The 24,149-nt window shown below is 46.8% G+C and carries 1 protein-coding gene and 1 pseudogene (1 of these 2 cut by a window edge); both read left to right on the forward strand.

Annotation, left to right across the window (positions count from 1 at the left end):
- On the forward strand, nt 1-11,329 hold the 3' portion of the coding sequence (locus tag EFK13_RS09435) for a type I polyketide synthase (protein WP_129505647.1). The gene continues 2,315 nt to the left of window position 1, outside the view; the window shows 11,329 of its 13,644 coding nt (coding positions 2,316-13,644); its start codon lies off the left edge, out of view; it ends in the stop codon at nt 11,327-11,329.
- 15 nt (nt 11,330-11,344) lie between these two features.
- Nucleotides 11,345-24,133 (forward strand): annotated as a pseudogene (locus tag EFK13_RS09440) (type I polyketide synthase).
- Nucleotides 24,134-24,149: the final 16 nt, after the last annotated feature.

Raw genomic sequence — 24,149 nt, forward strand, 5'->3', positions numbered from 1 at the left:
GCAATTCTGTTCAATCGGATCAGTTAAGTCGAACATCGGGCATGCTGAATCCGCCGCGGGGATCAGCGGTTTAAGCAAGGTTGCCCTGCAGCTTCACCATCAAACACTCGTGCCTTCTTTGCATTCAGAAGAACTGAATCCGTACGTGGATTTTGAAAAGTCTCCATTTTACGTACAGCATGAAACAGAAACATGGAAGCAGCCTGTAATCAAGGAGAAGGAGGAAGACATCCTTTACCCGCGCCGGGCGGGTATCAGTTCCTTCGGGGCGACCGGTTCAAACGCGCATATTATCCTTGAGGAATATATTCCTCAAACAGCGGAGCAGGACGTTTCATTGCCGTCAGATTCCGACATTCCCGCTGTTATCCCGCTTTCTGCCCGTAATCAGGAACGTCTTCGTGTATATGCAAAACGTCTCTTGGATTTTCTTCATGAGGGCATCCAGATTAGAGATTTGGCTTATACGCTGCAGGTGGGGCGTGAACCGATGGAAGAGCGGGTTGCATTTGTAGCAGACGGAATTCAAGAATTGACCGGGCAATTGCAGGCTTTTATAGAAGAACACGAAACCATTCAGCATTGTTGGAATGGCCGAGTATCAAGAGAAAGTGATTTATCGCTTTCGGCTGAAACGGTACATAAATCGCTGGAACAAGGAAATTTCGATCTGATTGCAAAGCAGTGGACGAACGGAGCTGCGATTAACTGGAAACTTCTTTACGAAGGAAAGAAACCAAAGCGGATCAGCTTGCCTACATATCCTTTCGAGAAGGTGCGTTATTGGGTGCCGAAAGCAGAGGAAGCGACTGCTCGATCCAAACGGAAAGGACATGTCCTTCATCCTCTTTTGCATCAAAATGTGTCCGACTTGTCGGGAGTCCGCTTTCATTCAGCGTTCACGGGACGTGAATTTTTCTTAAAGGATCATGTCATTAAAGGCGAGCGGGTCTTACCCGGCGCAGCTTTATTGGAGATGGTTCGTGCGGCTGTGGAAAAGGCAGCTGCCGATCAGTTCCCGACAGGATTCAGTCTCCGGAATATTGTCTGGGTCCGGCCGTTTGCCGTCACGGAACAGCAAGCTGACATTCACGTACGCCTTTATCCCGAAGACAACGGTGAAATCGCATTTGAAATCTGCCAGGAGCCTGAGAGCGCAGAAAACGCACCGGTTGTATATGGACAAGGGATTGCAGTGCTTTGTGAGGCTGATGAATCTCCGGTCATAAACATTGAAGAATTGAAGGCAAGCTATAATGAGCGGACTCTGTCACCTTCTGTTTGCTACAGGGCTTATGAAGAAATGGGAATCGATTACGGTGACAGCCACAGAGCGATCGACAGCATATATGTGGGGAAAAGCGGGGTTCTTGCAAAATTGACAATGCCGTCTATGATCTCCGATACGCAAAATCGTTATGTTCTGCATCCGAGCATGATAGATTCGGCATTTCAAGCATCTATCGGTTTGAGGCTGGGAGATGCTGCGAGTTTAGCAGACAAAAAGGCCATGCTGCCTTTTGCGTTACAGGACGTCCGCGTTTTCAAAGGCTGCGAGGCGTCAATGTGGGCGCGGATCACATACAGTGAGGGCAGTGCGCGTGAGGACCGCATACAGAAGCTTGATATCGATTTATGCAATGAAGAGGGACAGGTTTGCGTGCGAATGAAGGGCTATTCTGCAAGAGTGTTAGAACAGGCAGAAAGTCTTTCAGAGACAATTGACACGCTGCTGTTTGAACACGTTTGGGAAGAAAATGCTCCTGTCGAGGAGCAAGAGTTTATAGAGTATGAGACACATAAAGTCATGATCTGTGACTTTGGAGAACAAATGGAAAGCATCCGAAATCATCTTGACTGTACAATAATGCATCATCCTGCAGAGGCAATTGATGACCGGTTTGAAGTGTATGCTGTACGGTTATTTGAAGAAATCAAGCAGCTGCTGCACTCAAAAACCGGGGGGCATACAATCATTCAAGTGGCGGTGCCTGCTTTGAACGAGCCGCAGCTATTAAGCGGCTTAACCGGACTGCTCAAAACGGCTGAACTGGAAAACCCAAAACTGACCGGACAGCTGATTGAATTGGATACGGAAGTGTCTGCTAGCGACCTTTTCGAAGCATTGGAAGAAAACAGACGCTGTCCTCGTGACACGCATATCCGCTATTGGCAAGGAAAACGGTTTGTAAGCAAATGGAAAGAGACGTCTAGAGAGCACCTTAGTGCTGACATGCCATGGAAGGATAAAGGAGTTTATCTGATTACAGGCGGCGCAGGGGGTCTTGGTTTTATCTTTGCAAATGAAATCGCAAACCAAACGAATGAGGCTGTCGTGATCTTGACAGGACGCTCTCCGCTTGATGAAAGGAAGCAGGCGATGCTTCGTGACCTGCAGAAACTTGGTGTTCGAGCGGTTTATAGAAAAGCCGATCTGACAGAGAAACAAGCTGTTGATTCCTTAATAGAAGAGGTTCAAAACGCTTACGGCGGCTTGGACGGCATTATTCATAGCGCCGGTATGATAAAAGATAATTTCATTATGAAGAAAAAGAAAGAAGAAGTTCAAAGCGTGCTCGGTCCAAAGGTATCCGGACTGATTCATCTTGACGAAGCAACGAAAGAGATTCCGCTCGACTTCTTTATCCTTTTTTCCTCAGGTGCCGGAGCAGTGGGAAGCGCGGGACAGGCTGATTATGCAATGGCCAATGCATTTATGAATGCATTTAGCGAATATCGAAATGGCCAAGCAGCACTGTACAAACGTTACGGGAGAACTCTTTCGGTGTGCTGGCCGCTATGGAAAGACGGGGGCATGCGTATTGATGCCGAAACTGCAAGGATGCTGACAAAAGAAACAGGCATGGTGGCCATGGAAACAGGGCATGGGATTCAGGCATTATACCATGGCTGGGCGTCAGGAAAGCCGCAGCTGTTAGTGGCTTCCGGTGTTGCCAATCGGATTCGTGCATTTTTATATGAAACGGGTCATAGTCAAGGCCAAACTTACAAAACGAAAAATAGAAATGACAATCAGGTTACGGAAAAAGCAGACATTGTCCTGGGCGTCGATGATGAGACATTGAGAGAAAAAGCAGAGAATTATGTGAAGCAAGTGCTTTCTTCGGTTATCAAGCTGCCGGCAGGCCAGATTGATGCTGAAGCTCCTCTTGAGGATTATGGGATCGATTCTATCATGATCATGCATGTAACGAGTCAATTAGAAAAAGTATTCGGTTCTTTGTCCAAGACATTGTTCTTTGAATACCAGGATATTCGGTCATTAACCCGATATTTTATTGATACCCACAGAGAAAAGCTGCTGGACATCTTGGGAATTGAAACAGACAAACCTTCCGTTGAAGAAAAATCAGAACCTGAAAAGAAAGACATCACGGTTACACAAAGAAAGTCTGGTTTTCTTCCTTTGCAAGGGAAAGAGCAAAAGCAGTCAAGAGAAAAGGAAACGGAAGAAATTGCGATCATCGGTATCTCAGGCCGCTATCCACAGGCAGACAACATTGAGGAATTGTGGGAAAACCTGAGGGACGGGCAAGACTGTATTACAGAAATTCCTGAAGACCGCTGGGATCATCGTCTCTATTACGATGAAGATAAGGACAAGCCTGGAAAAACCTACAGCAAGTGGGGCGGCTTCATGAAGGATGTAGACAAGTTTGATCCGCAGTTTTTCCATATTTCGCCGCGTGAAGCAAAATTAATGGACCCTCAGGAACGTTTATTTTTGCAGTGCGTGTATGAAACGATGGAAGACGCAGGATATACAAGAGAGCGTCTCGGCCGTAAGCGTGACTCGGAGCTTGGCGGGAGCGTCGGGGTGTACGTCGGTGTCATGTACGAAGAATACCAGCTGTACGGAGCACAAGAGCAGGTGCGCGGCAGGTCTCTGGCTTTAACAGGAAATCCATCATCCATCGCAAACCGGGTATCTTACTATTTTGATTTTCATGGGCCGAGTATTGCTTTGGACACCATGTGTTCTTCTTCCTTAACTGCTGTTCATTTGGCATGCCAAAGCTTACAGCGTGGCGAGTGCGAGGCGGCATTCGCGGGCGGCGTGAATGTGTCAATCCACCCAAATAAATATTTGATGCTTGGGCAGAACAAATTTATGTCCAGCAAAGGCCGATGTGAAAGCTTCGGGGAGGACGGAGACGGATATGTGCCGGGAGAAGGCGTTGGAGCAGTGCTTCTAAAACCATTGTCTAAAGCCGTTGAAGATGGCGATCACATATACGGAATCATTAAGGGGACGGCTATTAACCATGGAGGAAAAACAAACGGCTACTCAGTTCCAAACCCGAATGCCCAAGCTGATGTGATCAAAAAGGCGTTTGGAGAGGCTAAGGTTGACCCGCGGACAGTCAGTTATATTGAAGCGCACGGCACAGGAACCTCGCTCGGCGATCCTATTGAAATGACAGGCCTGTCCAAAGTGTTTACACAAGGTACGAATGACAAACAATTTTGTGCAATAGGCTCTGCCAAATCAAATATCGGGCACTGTGAGAGTGCGGCAGGTATCGCAGGATTAACGAAGGTATTGCTCCAAATGAAACATAGGCAGCTGGCGCCTTCCCTGCATTCAAATGTGCTGAACCCGAATATTGATTTCCTTAACTCACCGTTTAAAGTGCAGCAAGAGCTGGAGGAATGGAAGAGGCCGATCATTTCTGTCGATGGAAAAGACATTGAGTTTCCGAGAATCGCAGGCATCTCTTCATTTGGCGCCGGAGGAGTAAACGCCCATATTTTACTAGAAGAGTATGTTGCCGAATCTGAGCAGGAACGTTCGCCAGCAGGCAAACAGCCGGCTGTCATTGTGCTCTCCGCAAAAAATGAGGAAAAACTTCAGAAACGGGCGGAACGATTGCTGCATGCCATTCGTGAACAAAGATATGCTGAAGCAGATTTGCACCGAATCGCCTATACGCTGCAAGTCGGACGTGAAGCGATGAATGAACGTTTGGCGTTCGTTGTTGAACATATGCAGGAGCTTGAAGAAAAGCTGAATGAATGGATTTCCGGAACGGACAATCGTGAAGATGTCTATCGAGGCCAAGTGAAACGCAACAAAGAATCCATTGCCGCTTTTGCCGCTGATGAAGATATGTCAAAAACAATCGAGGCATGGATGAAAAAAGGAAAGTATGCGAAGGTTTTAGACCTTTGGGTAAGAGGCTTGCGTATCGACTGGAACACGCTCTATCAGGATCAAAAACCGCGGCGCATCAGTTTACCCGCCTATCCTTTTGCACGAGATCGCTATTGGATAGATGTGAAAGCAAAGGCTGAGGAAAAAAGAACAGCGGAACCGGCTGTTGCGCTGCAGCCCGTCATTCAAAAGGCGTCTACAGCCAGAGAAGCCAGCGGCAAGCCTGCCAATATAGCGTTACAGCCTTTAACGGCCAATCAGGATCGTTTGCAGCGTGTGGCATCTCCGCTTCCATCAAATACAGAAACAGAGACGATCACGGCGGAAGCCTTGTGCGATGAACTGACGGCGAGCTTAGCGGAAGTGCTCTATATGGATCAAAACGAAGTTGATCCAGACGAAGCGTTCATTGATATCGGAATGGACTCGATTACCGGGCTCGAATGGATCAAAGCAATAAATAAACGGTATGGCACATCACTAAATGTCACCAAGGTTTATGATTACCCGACAACACGTGATTTCGCTGTTTACTTAGCGCATGAGTTAAGCGCACAGATTGGGGAGAAAACAGCAGCAAGCGATGCTCCGAAGCAAATGGAGATGTACGCGCCGGTGAAACAGAAAACAGCAGCTGCTAAACCGGACAATATCTCCCTGCAGCCGTTAGAGCATCAGCAGCCGTTGCGGGAGGAACCTAAAGAAGCCATTCAATATGCAGCAGCTGAAATTTCCGCATCAAGCCAATACACTGGGGCGATTGAAACGCTGCATGAAGAATTGAGGGAGACGATAGCAAACGTGTTATTCATGGAGCCGCACGAGGTGGATATTGACGAAGCATTCATTGATATCGGGATGGACTCGATTACTGGGCTCGAATGGATAAAAGCGGTGAATAAACAATATGGCACGTCATTTTCAGTCACCAAAGTGTATGATTATCCAACGATACATGATTTTGCCGAGATGCTAAAGTCTGAGCTTGGAACGCATCTTGATAGAAAACAAGAAATGACAGAGCGGTATGAAGTCTCTGAAACTGTTAAACAGCCGACAGCACCAAAGCCGTCAGAGCGTCCGCTTCAGCCAGTTCAATACCAAAAGAAAGAAAACGAGAAGAAACCGGCTCCTATTCCTCAAGATCACCGGGAGGATGCGATAGCCATTGTCGGGATGTCAGGAAGGTACCCGGGCGCCAGTAATGTAAGAGAATATTGGGATAACCTGGTTCATGCGAGAAATGCCATTCGGGACATTCCAACATCACGGTGGGACGTTGGCAAATACTATGATCCTGCCATGAACAAAAAAGGGAAAGTCTATTGTAAATCAATGGGAATGCTTGATGATATTGAACATTTTGATCCGTTGTTTTTTAATATTCCGCCGTCAGAAGCTGAACTGATGGACCCGCAGCATCGAATCTTTTTGCAGGAAGGCTATAAAGCCTTTGAAGACGCTGGATATAGCGCCCGAACATTAAATGAGAAAAAATGCGGCGTTTATCTCGGCATTATGAGCAATGAATATGGGGTCATGCTGAATCGGCAGGCGAGAGCAAACGCCACCGGGAACAGCTTTGCGATCGCCGCGGCGCGTATTCCGTATTTTCTTAATTTAAAAGGGCCTGCTATTCCTATTGACACCGCATGTTCATCTTCACTGGTCGGCACGCATTTAGCGCGGCAGGCACTTATAAACAAAGAAATTGATATGGCGCTTGTCGGAGGTGTCAGTTTATACCTGACGCCGGAATCTTACATCAGTATGTGCGAAGCCGGCATGCTTTCACCTGATGGACAATGTAAAGCATTTGATAATGGCGCGAATGGGTTTGTGCCCGGCGAGGGTGCGGGTGCGCTGGTTCTGAAAAGGCTGAAAGATGCAGAAGCGGACCGTGACCATATTTATGGCATCATCATTGGCTCGGGTATTAATCAGGACGGGAAAACAAACGGAATCACAGCTCCGAGTGCGAAGAGCCAAATGGATCTGGAACGAGACATATATGAAACATACGGCATACATCCTGAGAGTATCAGTTATGTAGAAATGCACGGCACAGGTACAAAACAGGGCGACCCAATTGAATTAGAGGCTCTGTCCACCGTATTTCAAGAAAAAACAGACAAAAAACAGTTTTGCGCAATCGGTTCAGTCAAAAGCAATATTGGCCATACATCCGCGGCGGCCGGAGTAGCCAGTGTTCAAAAGGTGTTACTGTGTATGAATCACAAAACACTGGTGCCGACCTTGAACTTCACGACACCGAATGAGCATTTTCAATTTGAACATTCTCCTTTATATGTAAATACCGAGCTTAAGTCTTGGGAAACATCTGATGGAAAACCGCGGAGAGCCTGTGTCAGCTCTTTCGGATATAGCGGAACGAATGCCCACATCGTGATAGAAGAGTATCAGCCTGAAAACAGGAATGATCGATTAACAAAGCAGCCTCATTCGACATTATTTGTGCTCTCGGCGAAAAAAGAGCAGCAGTTGAAGGCATATGCAAAGGTAATGAAGGATTTTGCAAATTCAACTGAAGAAATCAATCTTGAGGATATGGCATATACACTTCAGACGGGCCGGGAAGCGATGGATTATCGGTTGGCATTTTTGGCGGATTCGAAAGAAGCGGTTATCAAAGCTTTAGATGATTATTTGGCAGATGTGCCGAATGGCAGCATATTTGCTGCTCATGCGAAATTGAAAAAAAGCGAAATCAAGCTGTTTGAAACAGATCATGATGCCAAAGCATTGCTGCAAACATGGATAGAGAAGAAAAGGCTGGAGAAAGTGGCGGAATTATGGGTGAAAGGGTTACAGATCGATTGGAACGGACTTTACGGAGATCACTGGCCTCGCCGAATCAGTCTGCCTGCTTATCCGTTCGCAGAAGAATATTACTGGCTGCCAAAACAAGAAGACAAACCCGAAAACAGCGGCTCACACCTGCCTTATTCCGAACCGATTATGAAGCGCTGCTTTTTGCACAAACAGTGGCAGCATTGTCCGATCGAACCGGCAGAACGTACAAATCAAACCGTTGCCATATTAGCAAATGAGGAGACAAGGGCATTGGCGGAAGAGCTTTCGGCGTATTTCTCGAATTACCGTATATTTGACAGTCAAAAGCTCGATTTTGTATCTGCTGCTGACCTTGAACGTATTGCTGGAGCTGTCGATTTGATTGGGTGCGGAACGGGCCACGAGCAGTCTGTAAACTGGATTAACTGGCTCCAAAAACTGATCGAGCAAGGACGTACTAGCAAGCATCATTTGACGATCTTGGGCGTAACGAAGGGGCTGGAGTCTTACGAAAATGAAACTGTTCAATTGTCTGGTGCATCACGGGCTGGCTTATACCGTATGCTTCAAAGCGAGTACAGCCACCTAACATCAAGACACGTTGACATGGATTCCGCAGCCTCTCATGAGGAGATGGCCAGACTGATTGCAGACGAGTTTTATGCTGATCGTACAGAATCAGAAGTCTGCTATCGTAACGGACAGAGGTATCGCGCATATTTGGCAGAGAAACCAGCAAACTCCGAGATTACTCATAAGCAAGTATCGTTTTCATCAGATAAAGTCCTGCTGATTACAGGCGGAACAAGAGGTCTTGGTGCGTTGTGTGCGCGGCATTTTGTGAAAACATACGGTGTTAAGCACCTGGTGCTCATCGGCCAGAAAGAGCTTCCGTCGCGCGATCAGTGGAATTTGGTAAGAGACGCCGACGACTCGGTTGCCGAAAAAATAAAAGTCATTCAAGAGCTAGAAGCCATGGGTGCGGAAGTTCAAGTGCTGTCTCTGGATCTGACCGATTCATTGGCTGTCGACCAGAGCCTGAAGACCATACACGAAACAATGGGACCGATTGGCGGCGTCATCCATTGTGCCGGGAAGGTGAACAAACAGAATCCGGCATTTATCAGAAAATCACTAGAAGAAATCGAACAGGTGCTTGAACCGAAAGTTGAAGGCCTGCAAACATTGTTTCACCTGCTTAAAGGCGAACCATTGGCGTTTTTTGCCTTGTTTTCATCAATGTCAGCTGCCATTCCTGTTCTTGCAGCCGGACAAGCTGATTACGCGATGGCGAATGCTTTTATGGATTATTTTGCAGAGGCCCATAAAGATGAATGTCCAATTGTCAGCATTCAGTGGCCAAACTGGAAGGAGACCGGTTTAGGTGAGGTTCGCAGCAAAGCTATTGAACAGACTGGAATGGTGAGCTTGAGAAACGATGAGGGATTACAGCTGCTGGATCAGGTTCTATCCGATACACATCATGCTGTCGTGCTGCCGGCAATTCCAGATACAAATGGTTGGAGGCCGGATAACTTTATGCAGCCGTCACTGTTTGTTGAAGACCTCTCACAACCTAAGAGGAAAGAACAAGACGGCAATCAAAACCTGTTCCTTGAAACAGTCGGCTGGCTCGTCACTCTTTTTTCAGATGAACTAAAGATAGCAGCTGAAGACTTTGAAACGGATGAAACTTTCCAAGAATACGGAATCGACTCAATTATATTGGCTCAGCTGGTACAGCAGATGAACCAGGCGTTAAACGGAGATATTGATCCATCCATTTTATTTGAATACCCGACAATAGAATCCTTTGCAAATTGGCTCATATCGAAATATGACATGTCAGCTGTTTTGCATCATTCTGTTTCTGAGAGACAGACACCTGCTGAGTCGGCAATGAAACAGGAACCTATACCAGAACAGCGTCCGCAACAGAACAGTCATGGAAAAACGGCTCTTCTTGCTGAGGATATCGCCATCATCGGTCTTACTTGCAGATTTCCGGGTGCGGAAACGCTTGAGGCATACTGGGATTTAATACGTGATGGACGGTCTGCGATTAAACCTGTACCACATGAACGATTCGGTTATTCCGGCTCGAATTACGCGGGTATCATTGATGAAATCAACCGATTTGATCATAAGTTCTTCATGATGTCCGAGAACGATGTCAGGGCGATGGACCCTCAAGCTTTGGCCGTATTGGAGGAAAGCCTGAAGCTGTGGTATCACGCCGGTTACACAGAGAAAGAAGTGAAAGGCATGAGGGCTGGTGTTTATATAGGGGGCCGCAGCCAGCACAAGCCTGATCCGTCCAGTCTATCAAAAGCAAAAAATCCGATTGTGGCTGGCGGACAAAACTATTTAGCGGCTAACATCTCGCAATTTTTTGACCTAAGGGGACCGAGTATCGTACTGGATACTGCTTGTTCTTCCGCGCTGGTCGGGCTGAATATGGCCATTCAGGATTTGCGAAGCGGAGATATTGAGGCGGCGGTTGTCGGCGGCGTCAATTTGCTTGATGCTGATGCGCTTCACATGTTTCAGGAGCGCGGGCTCTTATGTGACAAGCCGTCATTCCATATTTTTGATAAGCGGGCAAACGGTGTGATTTTAGGAGAGGGCGTGGGCATGGTTCTCGTCAAAACCGTCAGCCAAGCACTCGAAGACGGAGATTCCATATATGCTGTCATTAAAGCTGCCGCTGTTAACAATGACGGAAGAACGGCAGGGCCTTCTTCACCAAATCTCGAGGCGCAAAAGGATGTCATGCTGACAGCACTTGAAAAAAGCGGCAAAAAGCCCGAAGAGATCAGTTATCTCGAAGCGAATGGCTCGGGATCAGCGGTGACAGATTTACTTGAATTGAAGGCGATTCAATCCATTTACCGTTCCGGCTCAAAGTCGCCGTTAGGGCTGGGATCAGTGAAACCTAATATCGGCCACCCTTTATGTGCAGAAGGAATAGCGAGCCTGATTAAAGTCGCTTTAATGCTGAAACATAGACAATTGGTCCCGTTCCTGTCAGGTGATGAACACATGCCGCATTTTGATATAGATGAAACAGATTTGTATTTCTGTAAATCGCAAGCCGATTGGAGAGAGACAACGCCGGCTGCGGCAATCAATTGTTTTGCCGATGGCGGCACAAATGCCCATGTGATTGTGGAAGCTTGGAAAGATTCGGCTGAGCGTCCAATCAGAAGAAAACCTTTGCCTCTGCCGGAATTAAATCGGCAGTCGGTTTTAACAGAATCATCAGCTCAAACCGCGCAGAAAAAAGAGCTTTCAGGCACGGGGGCTTCTAAAGAAATGTTTTGGAAAACTTTCAAATAAGAGAGGAGTGGGAAAATGATAACTGAACAATTGCACATTTCATTAAATAATCCGATCATGTCCAACCATAAAGTATATGGACAAGCGTTATTACCCGGCCTTGCTTATATAGATTTGATCTACCAAGTATTCCAAGAACATGGTTACGCATACCAAGAGCTTGAATTAAAAAATCTGACCATTTTTTACCCTTTGACCGCAGACGAATCGCATGACATTGCCCTGACCATTCATGTGACTGAAAGCAAGGTAGGAACATGGTCGATCATCATTGACGGACAAAAACAGCATGGTGAGTCGCTATCGGACAAAAGACAATATGTGACGGCTGACATGCGTCGTAAAGAGCGGACTGCTTTTGCAGAAACAATAGACCTGAATCAGTGGAAACGTACAGCCAGCAGGATTCTGAATTTGGATGAGATATATGAACAATGCCGATCTCAACAATTAGTGCATACAGGCATGATGAAAGCGGAAGGGCAGATTTATGAAACCAAGGAGGGTGCCTTGATTGATTTAGCAGTCGGACAGGAAGCGCTGCGCCACTCTGAAGCGTTTCTGTTTCATCCGACACTCATTGACGGCAGCGGTATAGGTTCAAGCTGCCTGCTCTCGGATCAAACGATGTATCTGCCGTTGTGTTATGAATCGTTTTCAGCATCAGAACGATTGCAAAAAGGATGTACAGCGCGGATCCTTTCTTCATCAGTGCGCCAGATGAACGAAATCACTTATATGACGATTGAATATTTTAATTCATCAGGACAAAAAGTGGCCGAGCTGAAACAGTTTGCAGGCAAGTCTGTACGGGATGGGGCAGGCTTTCATTCTGCAAAAGAAATACATGCTGTTTCTCAGAATCCCGATCGGGGATATACCGAATTTGAATCGTATTTGCGTCAATTGCTTGCTGAACAGCTTGAAAGGCCTTCAGAACAAATAGATATCCACGCCGGATACTATGAGCTTGGGCTGGATTCACCATCCTTGCTTAAAGTGGTTCAGGAGATAGGTGATAAGCTTGGAGCGGCTCTCTCTCCGACGCTGCTGTTTGAATATACAACGATTGCAGAACTGGCTGCGCATCTTGCTGATCACTATTCAATGGGAGAGGCGGACGATACAGTCCGCCAGTCTCCTGCACCAATACAAGTTTCTTCAAACGCCGATCCCTCTTCACCAGAGATCGGGGAGGATATTGCCATTATCGGAATGGCAGGCCGTTATCCTAAGGCAAAAAACATACAGGAATTTTGGGAGCATCTCAAGGCAGGTACCGACTGCATCACAGAGATTCCTAACTCACGCTGGGAATGGAAGGAAAACAATGGATCGGATTCACCTGCAGGCAAGCCATTCTCGAAATGGGGCGGGTTTATCGAGGATGCTGATTGCTTTGATCCTCAATTTTTCAGGATCTCACCCCGTGAAGCGGAAACCATGGACCCTCAGGAACGCTTATTTTTAGAGACGTGCTGGGAAGCCATTGAAGATGCGGGGTATACACCAGAGACAATTGCTTCACCGCAGGGAGAACATAAAAGGCAGCATGTCGGCGTATTTGCCGGTGTTATGCATAAGGACTACTCCCTTATAGGAGCGGAGGCTCTATCAGAACACAATCCGTTTCCTTTATCGCTGAATTAGGCGCAAATTGCCAACAGGGTCTCTTACTATTGTAATTTCCACGGCCCAAGCATGGCAGTGGACACAGTCTGTTCTTCCTCATTAACGGCAGTTCATCTGGCAATAGAGAGCATACGGAATGGAGAATGCGAGGCCGCGCTTGCCGGAGGTGTCAATTTGTCACTGCACCCGGCTAAATATATCAGCTACGGCAGTGTGGGAATGCACTCAAGTGACGGCTATTGCCATACATTTGGCGAAGGCGGTGACGGGTATGTGTCCGGAGAAGGGGTCGGTACCGTATTGTTAAAGCCCCTGCGAAAAGCTGAACAGGACGGCGATCGGATCTATGCTGTCATCAAAGGCAGTGCGATTAATCATGTAGGAAAAGTAAGCGGAATTACAGTTCCGAGTCCGGTCGCACAAGCTGATGTCATCGAAGCGTGCTTAGAGAAAACAGGAATTGATCCGCGAACCATCAGCTATATTGAAGCCCATGGCACTGGCACCTCATTAGGAGATCCGATTGAAATACAAGGATTGGTGAAGGCTTTCAGCCGCAATACACAAGACAAGCAATTCTGCTCAATCGGTTCGGTGAAATCAAATATTGGCCATGCCGAAGCTGCGGCCGGCATCAGCGGTTTAACGAAGACTGTCTTGCAGCTGCATCATAAAACATTGGTGCCGTCATTACACTCAGAAGAGCTGAATCCATATTTGCAGCTCGATCAAACCCCGTTTTTTGTCCAGCATGAAACGAAAAAATGGGAGCAGCCTTCATTGACAGAAAACGGGATGGACGTCACATATCCCCGCCGCGCCGGTTTAAGTTCATTTGGCGCTTCAGGATCAAATGCGCATCTTATCTTAGAAGAATACATTCCTGCTGAGAGCCATTTAGAGCCGGTTTTAGCGAAAAGTGAAGAAATCATGATCCCGCTGTCCGCGAGAAACAAAGATCGGCTGCAGGCTTATGCTGTTAAACTTCTTGATTTTCTGAGTGAGGATGTCAATCTTGCAGCGTTAGCTTATACATTACAGACAGGCCGGGTGGAAATGGAGGAGCGGGCGGCCTTCATCGTGAAGGACATAAAAGATCTAACTGCTAAACTTCAGGCGTTTGCAAATGGTGAAGAAGAGATCGACGGCTGCTGGACCGGACAAGCCAAGGAGAATCAGGAGGCCGCCGGGCCAACATCGGAGAATGCGCTGAGAAACAACATGACAACTGATATTGAATTGCAGAAAATGGCGGGATCATGGGTTCAAGGAAAGCGGGTCATCTGGGACGACCTATACGGCGATCGCAAGCCGCTTAAAATCAGCGTTCCGACTTATCCGTTTGCAAAAGAGCGCTACTGGATACCGGCTCCTGTAACGAAAACGAGTACCGTGAGTCATACCTTACATCCGTTGGTGCACCGTAATACATCAGACTTTACTGAGCAGCGTTTTAGCTCTGTTTTTACAGGCGAGGAATTTTTCCTATCTGATCATGTTGTGCAAGGACAGAAAATCTTGCCGGGGGTTGCCTATTTAGAAATGGCGAGGGAAGCGGCGGAAAAAGCTGCGGGTGATTTGGAAGACGAACAAAGAATTGTGTCGCTTAAAGACATTGTGTGGATCCGCCCGATCACGATGGGAAGCGAACCAAAAGAAATACATATTGGCCTTTATCCTGAAGATAACGGGGACATTTCCTTTGATATTTACAGCAGCTCTGAAAATAAAGAAGAAACCCCGCTGATGCACAGCCAAGGTCGTGCCGTCATTTCATCTGAAGCGGACATTCCTGTTTTAGACCTTGCATCAATACAGACACAATGCAGTCTGGATACAGTGACGTCAGAGCAATGCTATACGGCGTTTCGAAAGATTGGGCTTGACTATGGAAAGGGCTATCAAGGGATTGAAAAAGTGCTTGTCGGACATGATCAATTGCTTGCAAAAATCTCGCTGCCTGCTTTTCTAAAAGAAGGTAAGCAGCAGTTTGCGCTCCATCCGAGTTTGATGGATTCCGCATTCCATGCCACAGTCGGTTTTATCGTCAGCTCAGTCAATGCTGACGCACAAGCTCAACAGCTGTCTCTCCCGTTTGCACTGCAGGAGCTTGATATTTTCAGCCCGTGTCCAGAGGAGATATGGTCTTATATTCGATATAGTTCAGACAGTAAAGAGGAGGACAAAGTCAGAAAGTATGATATTGATTTATGTGATGAGAACGGGAACGTTTGTGTACGCATGAAGGGTGCTTCGATGCGGGTGCTTGACGGACAACAGCAGGCCGAACCTCAAACAGCAGCTGATTCTCCGCTGACTGGCCATACGATGATGCTCCCTGTCTGGGAACCGGTTTCTCCAGATAAGGAGGGCGATGCTGGGTTTACTGGTACGCGAGCTGTTTTATGCGGCGGTGCTGAAGGTGAACGGACGTTAATAAAGCAGCATTATCCTCAGGTTTCCTTTATCGATATCCGTCCTGCAGATGACATTGATGCAATAGCGGACAAGCTGCAAGCGTACGGAAGCATTGACCATGTATTGTGGATTGCCCCGTCACACCCGGAAAATGTATGCAGTGACAGACAAGAAGAATCTGTTCTTCACTTATTTAAGCTTGTGAAAGCATGTCTGCAATTAGGCTATAGTGAGAAAAAACTTGAATGGTCTCTTGTGACCGTCCAAGCGCAGCCGGTTACGCAACAAGAGACTGTACAACCCGCTCATGCAAGTATTCATGGGCTTGCCGGCACAATTGCAAAGGAGTATCCGCATTGGAAAATCCGTCTTCTTGATCTTGAAAAAGACTGCACATGGCCGGTATATCAAATGTTTACGCTCCCTGCTGACCGTCTTGGACACGCTTGGGCCTATCGGAATCGAGAATGGCATCAGCAGCAGTTGATCCCATATCGGCACTCGCCGTCAAATGACGCGCTATATCGAAATGGCGGAGTGTATGTGGTCATTGGAGGCGCCGGGTACATCGGAGAGGCATGGAGTGAGTACATGATCCGCCGCTACCAGGCGCAAATCGTTTGGATTGGACGCAGTCAAATCAATGCTGCCATCCAGTCGAAAATAGACCGTCTTTCGGCGTTTGGCCCTAAGCCTTTCTATATCGCAGCCGATGCTGTCGATAAGCATTCATTGCAGCAGGCTTATGATCAAGTGAAAAAACGCCATCCTCATATTCACGGGATTGTTCACTCTGCGATGGTTTTATTTGAACAAAGCCTGGAAAATATGACGCTGGAGGAGTTCACCGCCGGACTGGCGGCGAAGATCGATGTCAGTATTCGGATGGCCCAAGTGTTCCATCAGGAGAATGTAGATTTTGTTTTATTCTTCTCATCGCTTGTAGCCCATATCAAAAATGTCAAGCAAAGCCATTATGCATCTGGATGCGCATTTGCTGATGCGTTTGCTCACCAGCTTTCCAAAAGCTGGGCTTGCCCTGTTAAAGTGATGAACTGGGGATATTGGGGGAACAGTGAAGCGGCCGAGGATGAACAGTATGTCCAGCTCATGGATCAAATCGGCTTAGGTTTAATTGAGCCTGCGGAAGGCATGAAGGCGCTGGAGGTTCTGCTTTCTGGGCCAGTCAGCCAAACGGCTTTCATTCATACGACGAAACCAGTCGCAGTCGAGGGCGTGAATCAGAATGAATTCATCTTCCTTTATCCGGAGAACCCTTTAGCAGACGCTGAAAGCCTGAAGGAGCGCCTGCCGAAAACAGGACAGTTACAAAGAGTGGCACATGAAGAACTGGACGATCTTCTTTACAGGCTGTTGTTAGGCCAGCTGCAAACGGCCGGGCTGTTTGATGGTCATAGATTATCGGTCGAACGGCTTTCGCAATACAAGACTCGTGAATTTTATGAAAAATGGCTGCTGCAAAGCAGTGAATTCCTTCTGCAGCAAGACTATCTTAAGAAAGATGGAGATTCATTGGTAAGGAAGGACCAAGCAGAGGATATCACGCTGCTTTGGCAAGAATGGGATGATAAAAAAGAAAAATGGCTCAAAGACAGCAATACGAAGGCGATGGTTGTTTTAGCGGAGACCATGCTGCAATCATTACCGGATATTTTGACAGGAAAAGTGCCTGCCACAGATATCATGTTCCCGCATTCCTCAATGGAATTGGTGGAAGGCATTTATAAGCATAATCAAGTCGCAGACTATTTTAATAAAGTGCTTGCCGATACATTAATAGCTTATCTGAATGAGCGGCTGAAGCATGATCCTGAGGCATCGATTCGCATTATGGAAATAGGCGCAGGCACAGGCGGCACGAGTGCCGGAATCTTTGAAAAACTGAAACCATATCAAAAGTACATCAAAGAATACTGCTATACAGATCTGTCGAAAGCATTTTTGCTGCATGCAGAAAAGGAGTATGGGGCGGAAAATCCGTACCTGACGTATCAGCTATTTGACGTGGAAAAACCGATTGACCAGCAGGAAATCGAGGCTGGCGGCTATGATGTCGTCATTGCGGCGAATGTTCTTCACGCGACAAAAAATATCCGTCAAACCCTGCGGCATACAAAAGCAGTGATGAAAACCAACGGAATGCTGCTGCTGAATGAAATGGCGGGAAACAGTCTGTTCCCTCATATCACCTTTGGTCTTTTGGAAGGCTGGTGGCTGTATGAAGATCCTGCAGTGCGGATTCCCGGCTGCCCAGGCTTATATCCTGAAAGCTGGAAAGCGGCACTTGAAAGCGAAGGCTTTGAATCTGTCTTTTTCCCGGCCGAAGCGGCCCATGATCTCAGTCACCAAATTGTCGCAGCCTCAAGCAACGGGCTGGTTCGCCGTATGATGAAAAATCTGAGCTTGCCGGAGAAGGATGCTTCACAAGCGGCTAATAAGGAGCCAGCCTACGTTCATACCATAGATTCGGAGAAAGCTGGACAATCAAATCATGCTCTCCTCAGAGAAAAAAGCACAGAATATATGAAAAAACTAATCGGAGAAACATTGAAAATCCCTGCAGGTAAAATTGATTCATCTGAGCAGCTTGAAAAGTACGGTATTGATTCTATCGTCGTTGTCCAGCTGACGAATACATTGCGTAAGGAATTTGACCATGTAAGCAGCACTCTATTTTTTGAGTATCAGACCATTGACGCGTTAGTGGAGCATTTAATCAAAACAAAAGCTGAAGCGCTGATGAAACTGACAGGTCTTGACCGTCATGTCCAACAACAGACACCGGCCGCAAGCAAGAATGAATCTTCACAGAAGCCTGAACGGGCCGCTGCAAGAAAGCGGCGCTATCGCAAGCTTGGCTTCAGCGGGGAAAAAGAAACGCCGACACTCGCTCTTGCCAGCCGTGACGTTGCCATTATCGGCATTTCCGGACGCTATCCTCAGGCGGAAACAGCAGAAGACTTTTGGAACAACCTAAAAGAAGGAAAAAATTGCATAGAGGAAATTCCGAAAGAACGCTGGGATTGGAGAGCCTATTACGATAAAGAAAAAGGAAAAGAAGGGTCGATTTATACAAAATGGGGCGGATTTATCAAGGATATGGACAAGTTTGACCCATTGTTCTTTCAGATTTCGCCGCTCGAAGCAGAAAGAATGGACCCTCAGGAGCGATTATTTCTGCAAACCGCTTATGCAAGTATAGAAGATGCCGGATACACGCCTGATACGCTTTGTTCAAGCAGAAAAATCGGTGTCTTTGCCGGAGTCATGAACAAAAATTATCCGACCGGCTATGGCTATTGGTCTATCGCCAACAGGATATCCTATTTGCTGAATTTCCAAGGCCCGAGTCTGGCAGTCGATACCGCGTGTTCATCCTCTCTGACAGCGATTCATTTAGCGCTGGAAAGCATTTATAGCGGATCAAGTGATTGTGCCATTGCCGGAGGGGTCAATGTAGTTGTCGATCCGGTTCACTATCAGAACTTATCTGTCATGAATATGCTCTCTGCTAGTGATACATGTAAATCATTCGGCGATGACGCAGATGGGTTTGTCGACGGAGAAGGCGTAGGAGCCATTGTATTAAAGCCGCTAAAGAAAGCAATAGCGGACGGCGACCATATTTACGGTGTGATAAAGGCCAGCGCAATTAACAGCGGAGGAAAAACAAATGGATACACCGTTCCAAATCCTCACGCACAGGCTCAGGTCATTAAAGAAGCGATTGAGCGTGCCGACATTCCTGCCAGAACCATCAGCTATCTGGAGGCGCACGGAACAGGCACCGCATTGGGAGATCCGATTGAGATAGCGGGATTAACAAAAGCGTTTGAGGAAGATACGCAAGAGAAGCAGTTTTGCGCGATCGGATCCAGCAAATCCAATATCGGCCATTGTGAAAGTGCGGCCGGAATCGCTGGACTGACAAAAATACTTTTTCAGTTTAAATACGGACAAATTGCGCCATCGCTGCATGCTCAGCGATTGAATCCAAACATTGAATTCAGCCATACGCCGTTTGTCGTTCAGCAGCAGCTTGGTGAATGGAAACGCCCGGTCATTGACGGGCAGGAGGTGCCGAGACGCGCCGGATTGAGCAGTTTTGGCGCCGGTGGGTCCAATGCCCATATGATCCTGGAAGAATATATTCCGAGAACGGAAGTGCAAACTCCTGAAGCTCATCCACCTGCGCTGATTGTGCTGTCAGCGAAAAACAGGGAACGGCTTCAAGAAAAAGCAGAACAGCTGCTCACAGCCGTTCAAGAAAAAAGGTACAGTGAAACAGATCTGATCAGGATTGCCTATACCTTACAAACCGGCCGTGAAGCAATGGAGGAACGGCTAGGCTTTATAGCGGAATCAGTAGAGGATCTTGAGAGAAAGCTGAACGATTTTATTGAAAATAAAGCAGACAGCCTGTACATGGATCGCATTGATCAAAACAAAAAAGCGTTAGCGGTCTTATCGACTGATGAAGATACGGAAAAAATTATAGAAGCATGGATAAGCAAAGGGAAATACACGAAACTGCTGGATCTTTGGGTGAAAGGCTTGTCTTTTGACTGGGGTAAGCTCTACGGAATCCAAACGCCTGTCCGGATCAGTCTTCCGGCATATCCCTTTGCAAAAGAGTGTTACTGGGCACCAGGCCCGGAAAAGGCCCCGGCGCCTTTAGAACAGCATCATGAACAGCAAGCAGAGGAACTTTTCGAGGTGATGACGTTTCAGGAAGTGTGGAAAGAAGAAACGGCAACTCTCACATCGAAACGTTTCAAAACGCTCATCTGTTTTCTGACCGATAGTGAAAAACAAGCCGCATTCGCTTCATCTGTGAAAAACATAGATCAAGACACCAAGGTCATTTTTATTTCGCAAGGCGAGGTGTACAGCAAACAGTCTCCATACAGCTATCAGATAGTGCGGCAAGAACCCGTCACTTTTGAAAAAGCTTTCCAAAGCATTCAGCAAGAACATGGAGAGCCAGATGCAATCCTCTATATGTGGCCTGCGGAAGACGCAAGCTATATAAAGGACTATTCCTGTATTGTCTATCTATTACAAGGTATGTCCGCGGCAAAGCTTCATCCTTCACGGCTGCTGCTGGCGGGACGTTTTGAAAATGGTCTTGACCGGAGCTATTTGGAATCATGGATTGGCTTCGAACGTTCACTCGGGCTTGTCCTTCCGCACACTAAAGTGACTGGAATCTTTCAGCCGGCAGAACAAGAATCGATGGATGATTGGACACGTAAGATGTGGACGGAATTACAGGCTTCAACAGAACAAACCGTTTTGTATCAAAATGGGAAACGATATGTAAGTCACATAGAACAGACAACGATACAACCCAACAACAGCAAATTAAAGTCTGGCGGGACTTACCTGATTACAGGCGGTTTAGGAGGGCTCGGTTATTTATTCGCCAAGCATTTGGCTAAACACTATGCCGCAAACCTTATTTTGACAGGGCGGTCGCCTTTCAATGACGAAAAGCAAAAGAAAATCAAAGAATTAAAGGATCTAGGCGGCGAAGCCATGTATGCAGAAGCAGATGTCTCTGATCCTATCGCAATGGGAGACTGCGTGAAGCGGGGGAAAGACCGATTCGGTGCCATTAATGGCGTCATACATGCAGCCGGAATCGAAAGCGATTCAGCTATTTTCGAAAAAGAGATTGATAGCTTCCAGCGCATCATTGAACCGAAAATCAACGGTACGATCGCGCTTGATGAATGGCTGAAAAATGAAACCCTTGATTTTATCTGTTATTTTTCTTCTTCTTCTGCGATTTTGGGGGATTTTGGCTGTTGTGATTATGCGATCGGAAATCGGTTCCAGATGGCGTACGCACAATACAGAAATGAGCTTCATAGCGGCAGTGCGTTTGTCATCAACTGGCCTGTATGGAAAGATGGCGGAATGAAGATCGGTAATGAAGAAACAACCGATATGTACCTGAAATCAAGCGGCCAGCGCTTCTTGGAAGCGGATGAAGGCATTCGTATATTTGAACACATCCTGTCTCAGGACGATGCTCAGCATCTCGTGATTGCCGGCCAATCCAGCCGGGTCAGCCGCTTTTTAGGAATGACTGAACCAGCTATTCAGGAACCAACCATTCAAGAGTCTGCTGCACAAGAAAAAAGGGGCGACATCAAAACGCTAAGCGTTGAAAAGCGTTTAGAACACGATCTGAAAGAGCATATTCACACATTGCTTAAGATCTCAAAGGACAAGCTGAATTTGAATAAAAATTGGGCCGACTTCGGATTTGATTCGATCTATTTGGCTAAATTCTCGAACGTGCTATCAAAACATTTCAACATTGAAGTGACACCGGCTTTATTTTTTGGCTATTCGACTTTACAGGAATTGATCGGCTTCTTCTTAACGGATCACAAAGAGCTGATTGAAGCATTTTACCGGGATGATGTACTTGAGGCGCAAAAACTCCCTGAAGCTGATGCGGAAATTCCTGCAGCTCCCGCATCAGATCCCGATAAAAAAAGCGTCCGGCAGCATTACGCCGAGCCTATCGCTATTATCGGCATGAGCGGCAGGTTTCCTCAAGCTGATTCGGTCCACGAGCTGTGGGATAATCTGCAAAACGGGAAAGATTGTATCTCTGAGATTCCGAAAGAACGCTTGGATTTGGGGGGAGCTAATAGAGATTCAGAAAAAGCAGTGCCGAGATGGGGCGCATTTTTGAAGGACATCGACCGGTTTGATCCGCTGTTTTTTCAAATATCGCCTAAAGAAGCTCAAAGCATGGACCCGCGCCAACGCATTTTTCTGGAGGAAGCATGGCACACATTTGAAGACGCCGGCTATATGGGACATCGAATAAAAGGAAAATCCTGTGGTGTTTACGTAGGTGTGGAAGAAGGGGAATATGCGCATTTAACCGGAGATACGGATTACATTAACGGAACGCAAAACGCCACTTTATCTGCGCGAATCGCATATGCATTAGATTTAAAAGGGCCTAATATGGCGTTGACTGCGGCATGTTCATCTGGACTTGTGGCGATTCATCAGGCGTGTTCAGCCCTGCGCCAGGGAGATTGTGAAATGGCTTTAGCCGGCGGCGTCAGCCTGAATATTTCTCAAATGTCTTTTGAGGCGCTGACTAGAGCCGAAATGCTTTCTCCGAACGGACAATGCAAAGTATTTGACCAGGCTGCCAACGGTTTGGTGCCAGGTGAAGGAGTGGCTGCTGTTCTCCTGAAACCACTATCAAAGGCCATTGCAGATAATGATCACATTTATGGCTGCATAAAGGCCAGCGGTGTGAATTACGATGGCAAGACCAATGGCATTACGGCGCCAAATCCTTTCAGCCAAGCGGAATTAATTGAAAGTATTTATGAAAAAAATGAAATCAATCCGCTTGATATCCAATATGTGATGGCGCACAGTACCGGCTCAAATCTTGGAGATCCGCTTGAGGTTCAAGCGTTAACGAGCGTGTTCAGCAAATATACGAAGCAGAAGCAATTCTGCATGATCAGCTCGATCAAACCCTTAATCGGACACACATTTGCAGCATCAGGGGTGGTTGCTTTAATCAGTATGCTGATGGCAATGAAACATCAGACCATACCGGCTACTCATCATTGTGAATCGGACAATCCGTATATCCAGTTTAAAGATAGTCCGTTTGTGCTTTGCAAAGAGAATCGTCCGTGGATCAGAAAAAATCAGAAGCCGAGGATGGGAACCATCAGCACGACAGGAATCAGCGGCACCAATGCGCATGCAGTCATTGAAGAATACATCCCAGAGAAGCAGCCGTCCACACTGCGGCATAAAGATTCAGCTCAGGTCATCGTGCTTTCAGCCCAAAATGACGATCGGCTTCAGGCTGCTGTCAGGAACATGATTGTGTATCTTGAGCAGAATCAAAACCTTTCTATGCCTGATGTTGCATATACGCTTCAGTCGGGGAGAAAAGCCATGGAAACAAGGCTCGCGATCGTTGTAAACAATCAGGAGCAATTGATGCGAAAATTGAAGGAATATGCGGAAGCGATGAAGAATGGTGGGGTATCAGGCCAACAGGCAGCTCTTTATACAGGAGATGCGGAAGGAATGTTAGAGGAACAAGATGAAGCGTTCCTGCAAGCCCTCGTAAAAGAAAGAAATCTGGAAAACATTGCGGAGTGTTGGGCGAAAGGATATCAAATCCCTTGGGAACTTCTTCATGAAGGTGACGACGTTAGGATGATATCTTTACCCGGCTATCCATTTGCAAGGGAGCGGTATTGGGTTTCATCAGGCAATAAACAATCAGAGGCCATTAAACCGCACATACAAGACAGGAAAACAGAGATTGAAGAGCCGAATGGAGAAACACATATTCAAAAGATTATTGTTCAATTTTTAGCACGAGAGTTGGGCATATCTGAGGATCGAATCAATTTCAACAGAAACTTTCTGGAATACGGGATGGATTCAATTCTTGGCCGAAAACTGATGCGTCATATCGAAAAAACCACTCAGATGAGAATGACCGGCCGAGAAATTCTTGAATGTCAGACTGTCCAAGCTCTTTCTGCTCATTTGGCGTTGAAAGCGGAAAGACACAATCAAAGCGCGGGATCACATCAAACAAAGGGCACGTATACAGACGAGCAAATCATCGGATTGATGCAAGAGGTGGCGCAAGGGAAATTGGATTTTAAGAGTGTGCAAAACATCATAGAAGGGAGTAAATCGTATGAATCATAAAGAACTTCTCGATGCC

This window comes from Bacillus cabrialesii (genome assembly GCF_004124315.2).
GTDB classification, from domain to species: domain Bacteria; phylum Bacillota; class Bacilli; order Bacillales; family Bacillaceae; genus Bacillus; species Bacillus cabrialesii.